This is a genomic window from Clostridium sp. SHJSY1, from assembly GCF_031626875.1.
Lineage (GTDB): Bacteria > Bacillota > Clostridia > Clostridiales > Clostridiaceae > Clostridium.
In genome coordinates this window covers 59,607-75,448 of sequence record NZ_JANDMF010000006.1, presented here as the reverse complement: position 1 = coordinate 75,448, position 15,842 = coordinate 59,607, and the positions used below count along the sequence as shown (strand labels likewise).

The window sequence follows — 15,842 nt, the reverse complement described above, 5'->3', positions numbered from 1 at the left end:
ATTAAATTTAAAAGATATAAATTGTAACATGAATATCTTATAATAATTATATAGATTATTTTACATAAAAAATAAAAAAATATATATTTTAACATTAAATTAAGAGAATTTTAGCATAAGTATATGTTGAAATATTTACAATATTATGATAATTTTAGATTATAAAATGTATTGTTAAAGCAAAATAGTTTAACATAAGCACACTTAAAGGAATATTATGGTATATAACAATATTTTGGAGTGAAGTTATATGCTAAATGAATTTGGTTTGATTAGTAGAATGATATCATATATTATTAATAATCCAGAAAATAACAATTTGCAATTTGTTAAAGAGTTAGGAATATGGATTCTTGTAATAGTTATTTTAATTATTATTGCTATTTTGGTAATTGAAATACATCAATTAATAAGTTCAGTGTCAAAATTAGAAAAGAGGAGGGGTGATGAGTTGGAAACAAAAAACAATAAAAATACTGAAGCTTTTGATAATTTAATAAAAATGGCTGGTTTTTCTTATGAGTTAAATCAAGATATGTTTTATTATAATATGGATGTATGGCAGAGAGATGTTGGATATTGTCATCTATATGATGAAGCAGCAGCACCTTTAGGAATGATTATAGATTGTGAGCCTATATATTTTGAATATGAAGGTGAAAAATGGCTCATAGAATTTTGGAAGGGGCAGTATGATTTAGTTACTGGTTGTGAAATCGGAGTATATAAGGCACAAGCAGAAGATTTAGATATAGAAGGAATTTTTAATGGAACATTTTATCGTTGTATAGATAATAAGGACAGGCTAAATATGTCATTTACATTAATTAAAAATGGGAAAATATTATTTCAAAGATCAGCTAAACACTGGTGGTTAACTGGATTTAAATTAGGAGAATTTTCTGAGCCTTCAGATCTTACAATGCTTTTGAAAATTACTTTAAAGGATAATATTATGAGTAAAGCTTTTGTAGATGCATTAATAAACGTAGGCTATTCAAAGAAAGAAATAAAGAGAAAAGGGAATACGATAAGTTTGAATTTTTATAAACCACATTCAACTCAGCCACATACAAGAACAGAAGATACAGATGATATAATTCAACGAAAAAATGAGTGGTTATGTAGTAAATATAATGAGATAGTTGGGCCTTATAATAATATTGAAGATAAAATAAATGCAATTGCAGAAGAAGCACCTGAGATATATGAGATGCTCTTGAATATAGGAAACTTTAAAGAGCTGTTTAAAATATTTGATAAAATCAGAGGATATTTAAGTTAAAGTAAAAGCAGGAATTAAGTTTCCTGCTTTTATTATAAAGTCACTATTTGAATAAATGCATAAAATATATTGTAACTGTATAAGAGAAAGTTAAACATGGAGGTAACAAATGGATTTTTCAAAACGTATATCTGAAGTTTTTAATTCATCAGAAAAAATTTCATTTGATGATTCTTCAAAGATAGTATTATTAAGTGATTGTCATAGAGGAAATGGAAGCTGGGCAGATGATTTTTCAAATAATCAAAATCTTTTCTTTGCTGCTTTAACATACTATTATGAAGAAGATTTCACATATATAGAGCTAGGAGATGGAGATGAGCTTTGGAAGAATAAAAATTATTCAGACATTATACACACCCATAGTGATATTTTTTGGCTATTATCTAAGTTTTATAATAAAGGGAGAATTCATTTTATTTATGGTAATCATGATATAGAGAAAAAGAATGATGAATTTGTTAAAAAGAATTTATATAAATATTTTGATGAACGTGAAAATAAGGAGTTTTTATTATTTAATAATATGAAAATTCATGAGGGATTGATATTAAAGCATAAGGTTACTGGAGATGAAATTTTATTAATTCATGGGCATCAGGTAAGTATTTTTAATGATAGGCTTTGGAAAATAAATAGATTTTTAGTTAGATATTTATGGGGACCACTTAATCTTTTTGGGGTTAATGATCCAACTAGCACAGCTAAAAATTATGATAAAAAAGTTGCTGTTGAAGATAAGCTTATAAATTGGGTAAAAAAAGAAAAGCATATGTTAATAGCAGGACATACTCATAAACCTATTTTTCCTGAAGTAGATGAAGTACCTTACTTTAATGATGGAAGTTGTGTTCATCCAAGATGTATAACATCAATAGAAATTGATCATGGCGATATATTGCTAGTAAAGTGGAGTGTTAAAACAAAAGATGATGGGACTTTATATATAGGGAAAGATATAATTGCAGGTCCAAGAAAAATAAGAGAATATTTCAAATAATATGGGATAAAATAAAGATTAGTTAAAGAAATTATAAAAAGTTAATGTTCTATAAATTTGTAATATATACTAATGAGATTAATATGAATATTTAAGTAGAATTTTAACTAATGATATAGTATAATTGCATTGCTATAGAATTTTAATTTAGAAAGGGTGTGATGTTAGGGTTGGAAAACAAGCTGAAGTTATACGGCTTTAACAACCTCACAAAAACACTTAGCTTTAACATCTATGATGTATGCTATGCAAAGAGTGAGCGAGAACAAAAGGACTATATTGCTTATATAGATGAGCAATACAATTCAGAAAGACTTACAAATATTCTGTGTGATGTAACTGAGATTATAGGTGCGCATGTACTTAATGTATCAAAGCAAGATTATGAACCGCAAGGTGCTAGTGTGACAATTCTTATTACAGAAGAAGCACTACCAGTTCACTTGGTTGATCAATCTTGTAATCATGGTGAAATTGAAATCTTGAAAACAAGAGATTCTGTAGTTGGACATTTGGACAAAAGTCATGTAACTGTTCATACTTATCCAGAATATCACCCAGACAATTCAATTGCTACTTTTCGTGTAGATATTGATGTATCTACTTGTGGGGAAATTTCTCCTTTAAATGCATTAAAATATTTGATAGAAAGTTTTGATTCTGACATTATAACTATAGATTATAGAGTTAGAGGCTTTACTAGAGATGTTGATGGAAAAAAGCTATTTATAGATCATGAAATAAAATCAATACAAGATTATATTGATGAAAGCACTTTGAAGAAATATGATGCCATGGATATAAATGTATATCAATCAAACATATTTCATACCAAAATGCTTATAAAAGAAATTGAACTTCAAAATTATCTTTTTAAGAAGGATGTCTATGAGTTAAAACCTCAAGAACGACTTGATATTACAAATAGCTTACGTAAAGAGATGATAGAGATTTTTAGTGGAACCAATATATATTAATATGGATAATTATATAGGGGTGTCTCAAAATTATAATGAGGCAGCCTTTTTTTATTAATTTACATTAGTCGTGAAAGTGTTTTATAATATCGTGAAATGAAAAAATGATAAATTAAAGATTAGGCAGAATTACATTGTGAGAAGAAATTGAAACTTAATGAAAATTATGTATAATTAAGATATAGAAAAAATATTGTATAATAAATGTATATAAGTAAGGATTTATTGAAAAGTTTAATAAATAACTGTAATGGGGATTAATTATAAAATTTTTACGAAAATAAATTAATAAAATCATTATGACAAATGAAAATAAAAAATTTGGAAATTAACTTATGTTACTGGGGGGTACTACAAGTTAGCTGTTAATTTATTTAAACTTTAAAATAAAAAATTACAATTAAGAATGTGGGTATCTTATTTTTAGAAAAAGGTTAAAAATAAGGTGAGATTGTGATAAAATTAGATGGACTAGCAATTGAAAGCAAAAAATTGCTATGTAATTAATTAGCCTACACCTGACATTCCTTTATAACTGTTTCATTAGAAATTACGAGCTTTTCTAATGAAATAAATATAGAGGAGTGTTTTTTTATTTTGAAAAAATCTTATAAAACAGTTCGCTCAATTATAAAAATAGTACTTGACGAAAATAAAAAAAAGAATATAATGAATTTAAGAGACACCCCCCAGGGGGGTAGAGGAGGAAAATATGAATAATGAAAGAAAAAAAGCAATGCAATCTTTAAAAACAGCAAAAGGTCAAATTGAAGGCATAATAAAAATGATAGAAGATGAAAGATATTGTGTAGATATATCAAATCAAATAATGGCAGCACAATCATTACTTAAGAAATCAAACTTAATTATATTAAAAAACCATATGCATAATTGTGTCAAAGATGCATGTAAAACAGATGATGCAGAGGTTAAGATAGAAGAAATAATAAGTATTTTAGAAAAAGTTATGTCAAAATAAAGAAGGTGGAAGATATGGAAAACAAAACTTTTTTAGTAGAAGGAATGACATGTTCAGCATGTTCAAACAGAGTTGAAAGAGTTGTAAAAAAGCTAGAAGGGGTTGAAAATGCTAGTGTTAATTTTGCAACAGAAAAATTAACATTAACAATGAATAATGAGCTAATAAGTGATGAAAATATAAAAGAAGTAGTAGAAAAAGCAGGATATAAACTAGTAGAAGAAAGCAAAATTAGAGATAAAGATAATTCTGATGCTGAATGGATTAAGCTACTTAGACGGTTTGTTATATCAATAATTTTTACTATTCCATTACTTATAATAAGCATGGGACATATGATAGGTTTGCATTTGCCGATGACAATTGATCCTATGATGTACCCATTAAACTTTGCTTTAGGACAAATGTTTTTAACTTTAGTGGTTATGTTTACAGGCTATAAGTTTTATAAAGTTGGGATAAAAAATATTTTTCAGTTAAGTCCTAATATGGATTCATTAATAGCAGTAGGAACATTATCAGCATTTTTATATGGAGTATTTTCTGTATTTAAAATAGCTCAAGGTGAAACAGAGTATGCTATGAATTTATATTTTGAATCAGCAGCTGTAATATTGACTTTAATAACATTAGGAAAATATTTAGAAGCAGTTTCTAAAGGAAAAACATCAGAAGCTATAAAAGCTCTTATGGAATTAGCACCAAAAGTTGCAACTGTTGAAAGAAATAAAAGAGAACTGCAAGTAAAAGCTGAAAATGTTAATGTTTCTGATATAGTTATAGTTAGACCTGGAGAAAAGTTGCCTGTTGATGGAGAAATTATTGAAGGCAATACATCAATAGATGAATCTATGCTAACAGGAGAGAGTATTCCTGTTGAAAAGGAAATAGGAAGTACTGTTATTGGAGGGAGTTTAAATAAAACAGGATTTATAAAATATAGAGCCACAAAGGTTGGAAAAGATACAGCTCTTGCTCAAATAGTAAAACTAGTTGAAGATGCGCAAGGTTCTAAAGCTCCAATAGCCAAACTTGCAGATGTAATATCATCTTACTTTGTGCCTATAGTAATAGGGCTTGCTTTAATATCATCTTTAGCGTGGAAATTAGCAGGGGAAAGTAACGTGTTTGCACTTACAATATTTATTTCAGTACTTGTAATAGCTTGTCCATGTGCATTGGGGTTAGCTACCCCAACAGCCATAATGGTAGGAACAGGGAAAGGTGCAGAAAATGGTGTTTTAATTAAAGGTGGAGAAGCTCTAGAAACTACATATAAGCTGAATACCATAGTATTTGATAAGACAGGGACTATTACAGAGGGAAAACCTAAAGTTACTGATATTTTAGTAAATAATATAACAGAAGAAGAAATACTTACATTAGCAGCAAGTGCAGAAAAAGGTTCGGAACATCCTTTGGGTGAAGCTATAGTTAAGGCAGCTGAGGAGAAGGGATTACTGTTAAAGGAAATAGAAAAGTTTAATGCTCTTCCTGGCCATGGAATTGAAGTTAAAATTGAAAATAAAGATATTCTTTTAGGAAATAAAAAACTAATGATAGAGAAGAATATAAGAATAGAAGATTTTAATAAAAAATCAGATACACTTGCTGAAGAGGGAAAAACACCAATGTATATTGCTGTAAATGGTGATTTTAAGGGAATAATTGCTGTTGCAGACACTCTTAAAGAAAATAGTAGGAAAGCAATTGAGAACCTTAAGAGTCTAGGAATTAAAGTAGCCATGATTACAGGTGATAATAAAAAAACTGCTGAAGCTATAGCAAAGCAAGTGGGGATTGAGTTAGTTCTTTCAGAAGTTCTTCCAGAAGATAAAGCTAATGAAGTAGCTAAGCTTCAAGAACAAGGACTAAAAGTTGCTATGGTTGGGGATGGAATTAATGATGCCCCAGCACTAGCTAAAGCAGATATAGGGATAGCTATAGGATCTGGAACTGATGTTGCTATAGAATCTGCAGATATAGTACTTATGAAAAGTGAGTTAACAGATGTAGCCACTGCGATTAAATTAAGTAAAGCAACTATTAAAAATATAAAAGAAAATTTGGGATGGGCATTTGGCTATAATATTTTGGGAATCCCAGTAGCCATGGGAGTACTTCATATATTTGGAGGACCATTACTAAATCCAATGATAGCTGCAGGAGCTATGAGTTTAAGTTCAGTATCAGTATTGCTTAATGCTTTAAGACTTAGAAAATTTAAAGCTTAGATAGGAGGAGATAAGTATGAAAAAGAAATTATTAATTGAAGGAATGAGTTGTGGTCACTGTGTAGCTCATGTTAGAGAAGCATTAGAATCAGTAGAAGGAGTATCTTCAATAGAAGTCAGTTTAGAAGATAATTGTGCAATAGTTGAAACTACAGTTGCTGATGAAGTTTTAAAGGAAGTAATAGAAGAAGAAGGCTATGATGTTGTTGGAATTGAATAGTTAATTTGTGATAAACCTTTTAAGATAGATAGTCTATTTTAAAAGGTTTATTTTTTATCAAATTTAATTAAAAATCATATATTGTAGATAGAAATGAAATATGCAAACAAAATTAAAGAACTAATAATCTATAAAAGTGATACATATAAATATTGTAAATGCTAAAATACTACTATTTAATACAAAAGCACTTAAAAGTGGAAAGGAATCAGTGAAGTATGTGTGGTTATGTTTCAGTTTTCATCAAGAATAATTCCTTCAAATTAAATAAGGAAAAAGTTATAGAATGTTTAAAATATATAGAGCATAGAGGTCCAGATGATATAGGGATTTATGAGGATGATAGTTCTATTTTGGGGTTTAGAAGACTTAGTATTATTGATTTAGAAAATGGACATCAACCCTTTAAAAAAGATTCTTATGAAATTGTATTTAATGGTGAGATATACAATTATAAAAATATAAAAGAAAACTTGGAATTGAAAGGATATGATTTTAAAACTGATTCAGATACGGAAGTATTACTTACAGATTATATAGAAAAAAAGGAAAAATTACTTTATGATTTAAGAGGAATGTTTGCTTTTTTAATTTACAATAGACAAACAAAAGAGATATTTGGGGCAAGAGACCAATTTGGTATAAAACCGTTATATTATATAAATGATGAAAATCTAATAGCTTTTGCATCTGAATATAAGGCTTTAGTCGCACTAATTGAAAATCCAAGTGTTGATGAGAATAGTCTTCAAAAATATTTATCATTTCAATATGTTCCAGGCGAGGATACGATGATAAAGGAAATAAAAAAAGTTCCTCCAGCTCATTATTTTACAATTATTAATAATGAAATTAATTTTCAGCGCTATCATAAAATTAATTTTCAAGCAGATGATACAATAGATAAACAAGATGTTTACAATGTTATGGTTGATTCAGTAAATTCGCATATGATTTCTGATGTTGAAGTAGGTGCGTTTTTATCTGGTGGAGTAGATTCATCGATTATAGCAACTATAGCTAGTAAAAAAAATCCTAAGATTAAATCTTTTACAGTAGGGTTTGATGTAGAAGGATATGACGAAATAGATGTAGCAAAAAAAACTAGTGAAGAATTAAGTATTGAAAATATTCACATAAAGGTAGGGGAAGAGGATTATATTAATGCTATTAAAGATGTAGTATATAAATTTGATGATCCAGTTGCAGATCCTTCGGCTGTTGGGCTATATTTCTTATCGAAAGAAGCTAGTAAACATGTTAAAGTTGTATTGTCTGGGGAGGGATCTGATGAATTGTTTGGAGGATACAACATTTATAAAGAGTATTTTCCACTAAAAAAAATAATTAAGTTACCTAACTTAATAAAACGATTTATTAAGTTTTTTGTAAGAAAATTACCTAAAATAAAAGGAAAGGATTATTTTCTAAGAGGAACTACTCCTTTGGAAGAAAGATATATTGGAAATGCTAAGATATTTGATAATAATGAGGCAGAAAAGGTTTTAATAAATTATAATTCGGATAATAATTATGAAAAAGTAACAAAAGAAATATATGATAATTGCAGAAGAAAAGGATATGATTATGTTACAACTATGCAAAATGTAGATATTCATACTTGGCTTAGTGGAGATATTTTAGCTAAGGGAGATAAAATGTCTATGGCTAATTCAATAGAACTTAGGGTACCATTTTTAGATAAAGAGGTTTTAAAGGTGGCAGAAAAAATACCTTTAAGGAAAAGAGTTTCAAGGAAAAATACAAAGTTACTACTTAGAGATGCTTTTAGAAGTCTAGTTCCTAAACATGTGGTAGATAGAAAAAAGTTAGGTTTTCCAACACCAATACGGGTATGGCTTAAGAGTGAGCTTGGAGAGGTAGTAAAAAAAACTATAAAAGATTCAAAAACAGATAACTATATAAATAAAGATTATGTTATGCATTTATTAGATGAGCATATAAAAGATAGAAAAGATAATTCAAGAAAAATTTGGACTATATTTATTTTTTCTTTATGGCATCAGATTTATATTGAGGGGAAAGACGTGGTATAATAATATAAAATTAACTTAAGAAGGATTGAAATTAATATGGATATTAATATAAACTATCAAAAAGAACTTGACTCTCTTATTAATAAATTAGTTAAAGAGAATGAGGTTCCAACTTTGTTATTGCACAGTTGTTGTGCACCTTGTAGCAGCTATGTTTTAGAATATTTATCTAATTATTTTAAAATAACAGTGTTTTTTTATAACCCTAATATATATCCAGAAAAAGAGTATTTAAGAAGAGTTGAAGAACAGAAAAAGTTTATTTCTTCACTTAATACTAAGCATGATATAAATTTTATTATAGGAAAATATGATACAGAAAGTTTTTATAATATGTCAAAAGGATTGGAAAATGTAAAAGAAGGTGGGGAACGTTGTTTTAAGTGCTATGAATTAAGGCTTAATGAAGCAGCAGCCATTTGTAAAAAAGAAAATTTTGACTACTACACAACAACATTAACAATAAGTCCTCACAAGAATGCAAAAAAGTTAAATGAAATAGGATGGAAATTAGCAGAGATACATGAAACTAAGTATTTATTCTCTGATTTTAAGAAGAAAAACGGTTATAAACGTTCCATAGAGCTTTCTAAAGAATATAATCTTTACAGACAAGATTATTGTGGATGTGTTTTTTCAAAAAGAGAAAGAATGGAGCAAATGGAGAATAGTAAATTGGAATAAATAGTATAATTCTAAAGCGAGAATATAGCCTAAGATAGGCTGATACCAATGAATTGAAGCATTAGAGTTACAAGTGTTTCAAGTTAGAAATTAAGAAAATTTTCTTGCAATTTATATATATGTATGTTAATATTATATTGTAGTAATACAAAAAATAGAAAATTAAAGATTCAGTAGATAATAATGTTCTCCGATTTAGGATTCATTAATCGAAATGGTCTTTAAATTGGAGGAATTAAAATGGATAAAACTTTAGTATGTGTTGATTGTGGTAAGGAATTTATCTTCACTGAAGGAGAACAAGCGTTCTACAAGGAAAAAGGATTCGAAAACGAACCAAAGAGATGTCCAGACTGCAGAAGAGCTAAGAAGCAACAAAACAACAGAAGATAGTTTCTAGATGAATGTTGCAAGGCTATAAGAGATTTCTCTTATAGCCTTTTCATATGAGGATAATTTAGGATAATCACCAATACCGTAGGTATTGGTGATTTTGTAAATTATAGGATAACTTTTCTTAAGCATTTCATATCTCTTATTGTTTTAGTAACCAAGCAATCAAGAAGTTTAAGATCCTTAGCAACAGTGCAAATAGCTTGAGTTTCATCTTCATCTAAGCAAGCTTCATCTACTAATATTTTAGCAAGTTTTATAAAAGCTTTTTCAATTCTATCAACATCTTTTTCAACTTCGCATAATTCTCTTAATATGAAATGAATAAGATCTGCTATTTCTTCTTCATAATTTTCGTTGCATTCACAACAGTTTGTTCCTTCATTGAATAAGGCTTCCTCTTCTATACTAGGCCTATATTCTGTCTTACCCATAGTTCATCATCCTCATATAATAAAATTTTGTTAGTTTTATGGTCTTAATATATTTTATGTATATATTGATACTAATGTGAATGTGAAATTTGATGAATAATTATTTAAAATTTGAAATGGAGATTATTAATAAATTATAAAAAAATATGAAATATGTGTGTAATTTATGAAAAATGTGGTATAATAATTTTCATGATGGGGTATAGCCAAGTGGTAAGGCATCAGATTCTGACTCTGAGTATCGGAGGTTCAAATCCTCTTACCCTAGCCAACTTAAAGGAAAGAGAAGGTATAAATGTTTTTAGTGGTTGAATTTTAACACACTGAGAATGTTAACCTTCTTTTTTTATACTATTAAATAGAATGAAAAAGTATAGCCCTTTAATATTAGTGAATAATTTAAAACAATAAGTGATAAGTATTTTTGAGTGTTGAAAAAGTAAATTATTTAAAATATCATAAAATTAATATAAAATCATATTGTGTGAATAATAAAATTAATAAAAAAAGTGAGGTAGAGTATGAAGTTTGCAGCTTGGGTAATTTTGGGGGGATTTATCTACATCATATTGGTTGGCTTGATTATAGTATTTATTCATAGTGCTACAAAGAAGGTACAGCCTAAAATTAAAAAAAATGAAAAACAAGAACAGTTCATTAAAGATAATAAATTATATAAAAGAGAAAATATAGATAAGGAAAAGTAAATTAAGTTTATAATTAATATATCTTTAAATTAATAAGAATGACATATAATTGCTATAAATTTAGTTTACAATATTAGTTAATATAATAGATATAGATAGGAGAAATAGTTTAATGGAAGTAATAAAATTAGGGTTATATTTAACAATTGGTATGATTGGAGTTTTTATTATATTAGGTTTTTTTATTGGTTGGTTAAATAAAAAAAGTATAAATTATATTTATACTGCTTTTGGGAAAACAGGATTATATATAACATCATTCATAGGGACACCTATACATGAATTTGGACATTATGTAATGTGTAAATTATTTATGCATAAAGTAGTAGAAGTTAAGTGGTTTATTCCAAGTGCAGTTGGAAGAGGTGGAACATTAGGGTATGTTAAACATAGTAGGCACAATAATTTATATCAGAGAGTAGGAGATTTTTTTATAGGGATAGGCCCTTTATTTATAGGAAGTATTATAATAGTGGTACTTAGTAAGTTTTTAATTCCAAACACTTTTAATACTATATTTAATATGATAAATATACATGAATTTAATTTTAGAGATGTACTAAAAAGTATTTTTTCTATTGAAAATATATCAAATTATAAATTTTGGATTTTTATAATTTTGGCTATTTCGATAAGTTCACATATGTCTTTAAGTAAACCAGATATAGAAAATAGTTACTTTGGCGCAATAACTTTGTTGTTTATAAATATGACTATAGCTTTTGCTTTTGTTAACTTAAAAATTGACACAAACCTCATAATTAAATTTATATATGCGTATAATTTTATATTTATTGCTTTATTATCTATAGGAGTTATTTCTATACTAAGTACTATTGTCTTATCAAAGCTATGGATAGGTGTAAAAAGGATAGCTTAGTTATAAAATATAGGACGATATTGAAAAATATGGTATAATATTTATAGATAAATAAAAGACTCAGAGAATATATAAAGGATAAATGGAGGAAAAAATGGACGAAGGACCTGGACCGGATGCTAGTAATATTATATATATAGTATTATTGATAGCATTAACTTTAATCAATGCTTTTTTTGCAGCAGCAGAAATGGCTATAGTATCAGTAAATAAAAATAAACTGAAAATGTTGGCAAGTGAAGGAAATAAAAAAGCAAAAGTAGTTTGCAAGCTTATAGAAGATCCCACTAAATTTTTATCAACGATTCAAGTTGGAATAACATTAGCTGGATTTTTTGCAAGTGCAAGTGCAGCTACAGGAGTGTCAGAAAAACTTGGAAAATTTTTAACAAGTTTAAATGTCCCTTATGGAGAGCAAATATCTTTTGTTGGAGTAACTATAATTCTGTCATATTTTACACTTGTTTTTGGGGAGCTATTTCCAAAGAGGTTAGCTTTAAATAACTCAGAAAAGATTGCTATTGTTTTTGTTGGACCTGTAATATTTATTTCTAAGATATTATCACCTTTTATAAAAATCTTAGCTATATCAACTAACTTTTTAGTTAAGATAACAGGATTAGATAAAGATGGGTTGAATGAAAAAGTAACAAAGGAAGAAATTAAATCAATCTTGGAAGAGGGGCAAGTTAGTGGTACTATAAATGAAAATGAAAAAGAAATGATTGATGGAATTCTTGAGTTTGATGATAAAAGAGCTGATAAAGTAATGACTCCAAGAACAGAAGTTTATTGTATAGACATTGATGATGAATTAAATGATTATATAGATGAACTTTTAGAAAATAGATACACAAGGATACCTGTTTATGAGGAAAATATAGATAATATTATAGGAATTCTTTATATGAAAGATTTTATTATAGAAGCAAAGAATAAAGGGTTTGGAAATATTGATATTAGGGATATTCTTATAGAGCCTACATTTATTCCTGAATGTAAAAAAGTTAAGGATTTATTTAAAGAGATGAAAGCTTCTAAGAGCAAACTTGCAGTAATAATAGATGAGTATGGTGGATTTTCAGGAATAGTAACTATAGAAGATTTGGTAGAAGAAATTATGGGAGAAATAAATGATGAATATGATGATGAAGAAGAATGTATAATAGAAATTGCTGAAAATACTTTCTTAGTACAAGGAATTACACCTTTAGAAGATATAGAAGAAAAGTTAAATATAAAGTTTAAAGTTGAAGATATAGATACTTTAAGTGGTTTTTTAATAAGTTTAATTGGCAAAATCCCATCAAAAGATGATAGAAAAATTATAGAGTATTATGGAGTAATATTTAAGATACATGAAGTTAATGATAGAAGAATTGAGAAGGTAATAATTCAATTTGAACATAGTATGTATCAAGACAAAGAGCTGATGATAAATAATTAGATGTTTTGTGTTTTTTCTTTATTTTTATTTTATTCATATTAAAGATAGATTATTGAGAAAAAACAGAATATTAAAAAATAGATTAAGGGTATTTTAATATTGAAATGCCCTTAATCTATTTAAATTTATTTTAATTTTAAAACTTCCATATTTTCAATTGCAAAGTTTATTAATGAATCTATATCTAAAGCTTCTTCACTTTTTTTCATTTTATCAACTTTTGGATGAGTCTTCGGATGCTTTGGAACAAATATTGTGCAACAATCTTCATATGGAAGAATTGAAGTTTCATATGTATCTATCTCTCTAGCAATGGTCATAATATCTTCTTTATCCATAGCTATAAGTGGTCTAAATACTGGTCTATCAGCACAATCTGTACTAACTATAAGGCCATCCATAGTTTGGCTTGCAACTTGACCAATACTTTCGCCTGTGGAGATAGAGTCTATACCAAGTTTATCAGCTAAAGAACAAGCTATTCTCATCATAAATCTTCTCATAAGTATTGTTAATTCGTTTTCCCTACATTTTTCAATAATATTCATTTGAATTTCAGTAAATGGAACTATATATAAGTTAACTTCTTCAGTGTATCTAGCTAATATTTTAGCAAGTTCTTTAACCTTATCTTTAGCACGTTCTGATGTATAAGGATGACTATGGTAGTATACACAATTTAGAGCAACACCTCTCCTAGCCATAAGATATCCTGCAACAGGGGAATCTATTCCACCAGATAACATTAGCATTGTACTTCCATTAATTCCATATGGAAGACCACCAACCCCTTTAATCTTATCTTTATTAGACCAAATATAAGCATGCTCTCGTATTTCAATATGTACTATGCATTCGGGATTTTTAACATCAACAGTTAACTCAGTATTTGTATTTTTTAGAATATATCCTCCAATATCCCTAGAAGTATCAATAGAGTTTAGAGGAAAATCTTTATTAGCTCTATTAGTAATAACTTTGAAAGTTTTACAATCTACATTAGTGATACTTTTGACAGCCTCATTTCTTATTGTAACTAAATTTCTATCAACTTTAGTTACCAAACAAACTTCAGAAACTCCAAAAACATTTTTTATTCTAGTAATTCCTTCTTCAATTTCATCAACTTTTATAAAATATCTACCTTGATCAATTATAATTTCAAAATTAAGACCTTTTAATTTTTTAGAGATATTATTTCTTAGTTTTTTTTCAAATGTATTTCTATTCAAGCCTTTTAAGAATATTTCTGAGGCATATTTAACCAAAATTAATTTATTCATTTTTTAATTCTCCTTAATAAAAATAATCCTTTTTTTAATACTTCAATTGTTTTATCAATTTCTTCTTTTGTGTTATCTGGTGAAAATGAAAACCTTATGGCACCTTCAATATCATCTCTTGAAAGATTCATAGCTTCCAATACATGGCTTCCAAGAACTCCAGATTTACTCTTAGAGGTGCAGGCTGAACCTGTTGAGACAAAAATATTTTCTTCACTTAAATAATGAAGAAGAACTTCTCCACGCACTTTTGAAAAAGATATATTTAATATGTATGGAGAAAAAAAATCGCCAATAGGGCTGTTAATTTTAATGTTATCAATTTCTGCTAATTTATTTATCATATAACTTTTTAACATTTCAACTTTTTTATAGTTTTCCTTAAAATTTTTCAGTTTATCCTTAGCTGCAACTGTAAGTCCCACTATTCCAGGTAGATTTTCTGTTCCTGCTCTTAAGCCTTTTTCTTGTTCTCCACCAATTATATTAGGAATTGGGGTTAAACCTTTGGCTAGATAACAGAATCCAATTCCTTTAGGACCATTAATTTTATGAGCACTAACAGTTAATGCATCAATTTTCATAGACTTAACATCAATAGGCAATTTTCCATAACCTTGAACTGCATCTACATGAAATTTTGCACGCGAACTTAAAATTTTTATAGTTTTTCCAATTTCTTCAAGGTTTTGGATTGAACCAATTTCATTGTTTACATACAATATAGATACAAGTGTAGTATCTTTATTGATAGCAGATTTTAAATCTTCTATATTTATAAAACCATCTGAATTAACGGAAAGATAGGTTACTTTAACATTATTGTCTTCTAGAAATTTAACAGTATTTTTTACAGAACTATGTTCAAAAGTAGTAGTAATTATGTGATTATTTTTCTTAACTAATCCTTTCAAAATAAAGTTATTACCTTCACTACCACCTGAAGTAAAATAAATTTCATCTTTAGAACAATTTATAGTTTTTGCAATTTCATATCTACATTCATGTAATTTCTTATCACATTCTAAGCCTAGTTTATGAAGTGATGAGGGATTGGCATAAAATTCGCTCATACTACTGGAGATAGCATTAATTACTTCAACTGAAGGTTTTGTAGTAGATGCATTATCTAAGTATATATTCATAGTTAACAACCTCTTTTACAATTTCTTATATTTCATATAAACAAACTTAGTATAAAGTAAAATTCATATTATTTCAATTGTTAAATAAAGTAGTATTTTATTCAAGATATGGTTATG

15 protein-coding genes and 1 tRNA gene are annotated in these 15,842 nt (G+C 27.6%); 13 read left to right on the top strand and 3 right to left on the bottom strand.

Features of this window, described 5'->3' with window-relative positions; translation table 11 throughout:
* Nucleotides 1-250 precede the first annotated feature (250 nt).
* The 9 genes from NNC19_RS05385 (at nucleotide 251) to NNC19_RS05345 (ending at nucleotide 9,829) form a co-directional block, all read left to right on the top strand.
* Nucleotides 251-1,285, top strand: coding sequence for a DUF4474 domain-containing protein (locus NNC19_RS05385; protein ID WP_310937597.1), 1,035 nt, complete (start codon nucleotides 251-253; stop codon nucleotides 1,283-1,285).
* Nucleotides 1,286-1,394: 109 nt separating this feature from the next.
* The gene (locus tag NNC19_RS05380; protein ID WP_310937596.1) at nucleotides 1,395-2,285 is read left to right on the top strand and encodes a metallophosphoesterase; all 891 of its coding nucleotides are present in this window, start codon (nucleotides 1,395-1,397) and stop codon (nucleotides 2,283-2,285) included.
* Between the two features lie 158 nt (nucleotides 2,286-2,443).
* Entirely contained in the window at nucleotides 2,444-3,262 is an 819-nt protein-coding gene (gene speD, locus NNC19_RS05375) for an adenosylmethionine decarboxylase (protein WP_310937595.1), read from the top strand.
* Between the two features lie 712 nt (nucleotides 3,263-3,974).
* Nucleotides 3,975-4,241 (top strand): metal-sensing transcriptional repressor, encoded by a 267-nt coding sequence (locus NNC19_RS05370; protein ID WP_310937594.1) that lies wholly within the window; start codon nucleotides 3,975-3,977, stop codon nucleotides 4,239-4,241.
* Nucleotides 4,242-4,255: 14 nt separating this feature from the next.
* Nucleotides 4,256-6,475: a heavy metal translocating P-type ATPase gene (locus NNC19_RS05365; protein ID WP_310937593.1), complete on the top strand. Its 2,220-nt coding sequence runs from the start codon at nucleotides 4,256-4,258 to the stop codon at nucleotides 6,473-6,475.
* Between the two features lie 16 nt (nucleotides 6,476-6,491).
* Nucleotides 6,492-6,695: a cation transporter gene (locus NNC19_RS05360; protein WP_310937592.1), complete on the top strand. Its 204-nt coding sequence runs from the start codon at nucleotides 6,492-6,494 to the stop codon at nucleotides 6,693-6,695.
* 218 nt (nucleotides 6,696-6,913) lie between these two features.
* Entirely contained in the window at nucleotides 6,914-8,752 is a 1,839-nt protein-coding gene (gene asnB / locus NNC19_RS05355; protein WP_310937591.1) for an asparagine synthase (glutamine-hydrolyzing), read from the top strand.
* 36 nt (nucleotides 8,753-8,788) lie between these two features.
* The gene (locus tag NNC19_RS05350; protein ID WP_310937590.1) at nucleotides 8,789-9,436 is read left to right on the top strand and encodes an epoxyqueuosine reductase QueH; all 648 of its coding nucleotides are present in this window, start codon (nucleotides 8,789-8,791) and stop codon (nucleotides 9,434-9,436) included.
* A 240-nt stretch (nucleotides 9,437-9,676) separates the two neighbouring features.
* On the top strand, nucleotides 9,677-9,829 hold the full coding sequence (locus NNC19_RS05345) for a zinc-ribbon domain-containing protein (protein WP_143318132.1): 153 nt from the start codon (nucleotides 9,677-9,679) through the stop codon (nucleotides 9,827-9,829).
* Nucleotides 9,830-9,936: 107 nt separating this feature from the next.
* On the opposite strand, the gene NNC19_RS05340 is transcribed toward NNC19_RS05345, so the two are convergent.
* Complete coding sequence (locus NNC19_RS05340) at nucleotides 9,937-10,263, bottom strand: hypothetical protein (RefSeq protein WP_310937589.1); 327 nt, start codon at nucleotides 10,261-10,263, stop codon at nucleotides 9,937-9,939.
* Between the two features lie 196 nt (nucleotides 10,264-10,459).
* Here NNC19_RS05340 and NNC19_RS05335 point away from each other — a divergent pair.
* The 4 genes from NNC19_RS05335 (at nucleotide 10,460) to NNC19_RS05320 (ending at nucleotide 13,297) form a co-directional block, all read left to right on the top strand.
* Nucleotides 10,460-10,534: transfer RNA gene (locus tag NNC19_RS05335), tRNA-Gln, on the top strand.
* A gap of 250 nt (nucleotides 10,535-10,784) precedes the next feature.
* Nucleotides 10,785-10,970 carry a hypothetical protein gene (locus NNC19_RS05330; RefSeq protein ID WP_310937588.1) on the top strand — a complete coding sequence of 62 codons (186 nt, stop codon included), beginning with the start codon at nucleotides 10,785-10,787 and terminating at the stop codon, nucleotides 10,968-10,970.
* 112 nt (nucleotides 10,971-11,082) lie between these two features.
* Nucleotides 11,083-11,850 (top strand): hypothetical protein, encoded by a 768-nt coding sequence (locus NNC19_RS05325; RefSeq protein ID WP_310937587.1) that lies wholly within the window; start codon nucleotides 11,083-11,085, stop codon nucleotides 11,848-11,850.
* 94 nt (nucleotides 11,851-11,944) lie between these two features.
* The gene (locus tag NNC19_RS05320; RefSeq protein ID WP_310937586.1) at nucleotides 11,945-13,297 is read left to right on the top strand and encodes a hemolysin family protein; all 1,353 of its coding nucleotides are present in this window, start codon (nucleotides 11,945-11,947) and stop codon (nucleotides 13,295-13,297) included.
* Nucleotides 13,298-13,422: 125 nt separating this feature from the next.
* On the opposite strand, the gene thiI is transcribed toward NNC19_RS05320, so the two are convergent.
* Both thiI and NNC19_RS05310 read right to left on the bottom strand, forming a co-directional pair.
* A complete protein-coding gene (gene thiI, locus NNC19_RS05315) occupies nucleotides 13,423-14,580 on the bottom strand; it encodes a tRNA uracil 4-sulfurtransferase ThiI (RefSeq protein WP_310937585.1) in 1,158 nt (385 codons plus the stop codon).
* Nucleotides 14,577-15,725, bottom strand: a complete 1,149-nt coding sequence (locus tag NNC19_RS05310) for a cysteine desulfurase family protein (protein ID WP_310937584.1) — start codon at nucleotides 15,723-15,725, stop codon at nucleotides 14,577-14,579. Before NNC19_RS05310 ends, thiI begins: the two co-directional genes overlap by 4 nt.
* Nucleotides 15,726-15,842: the final 117 nt, after the last annotated feature.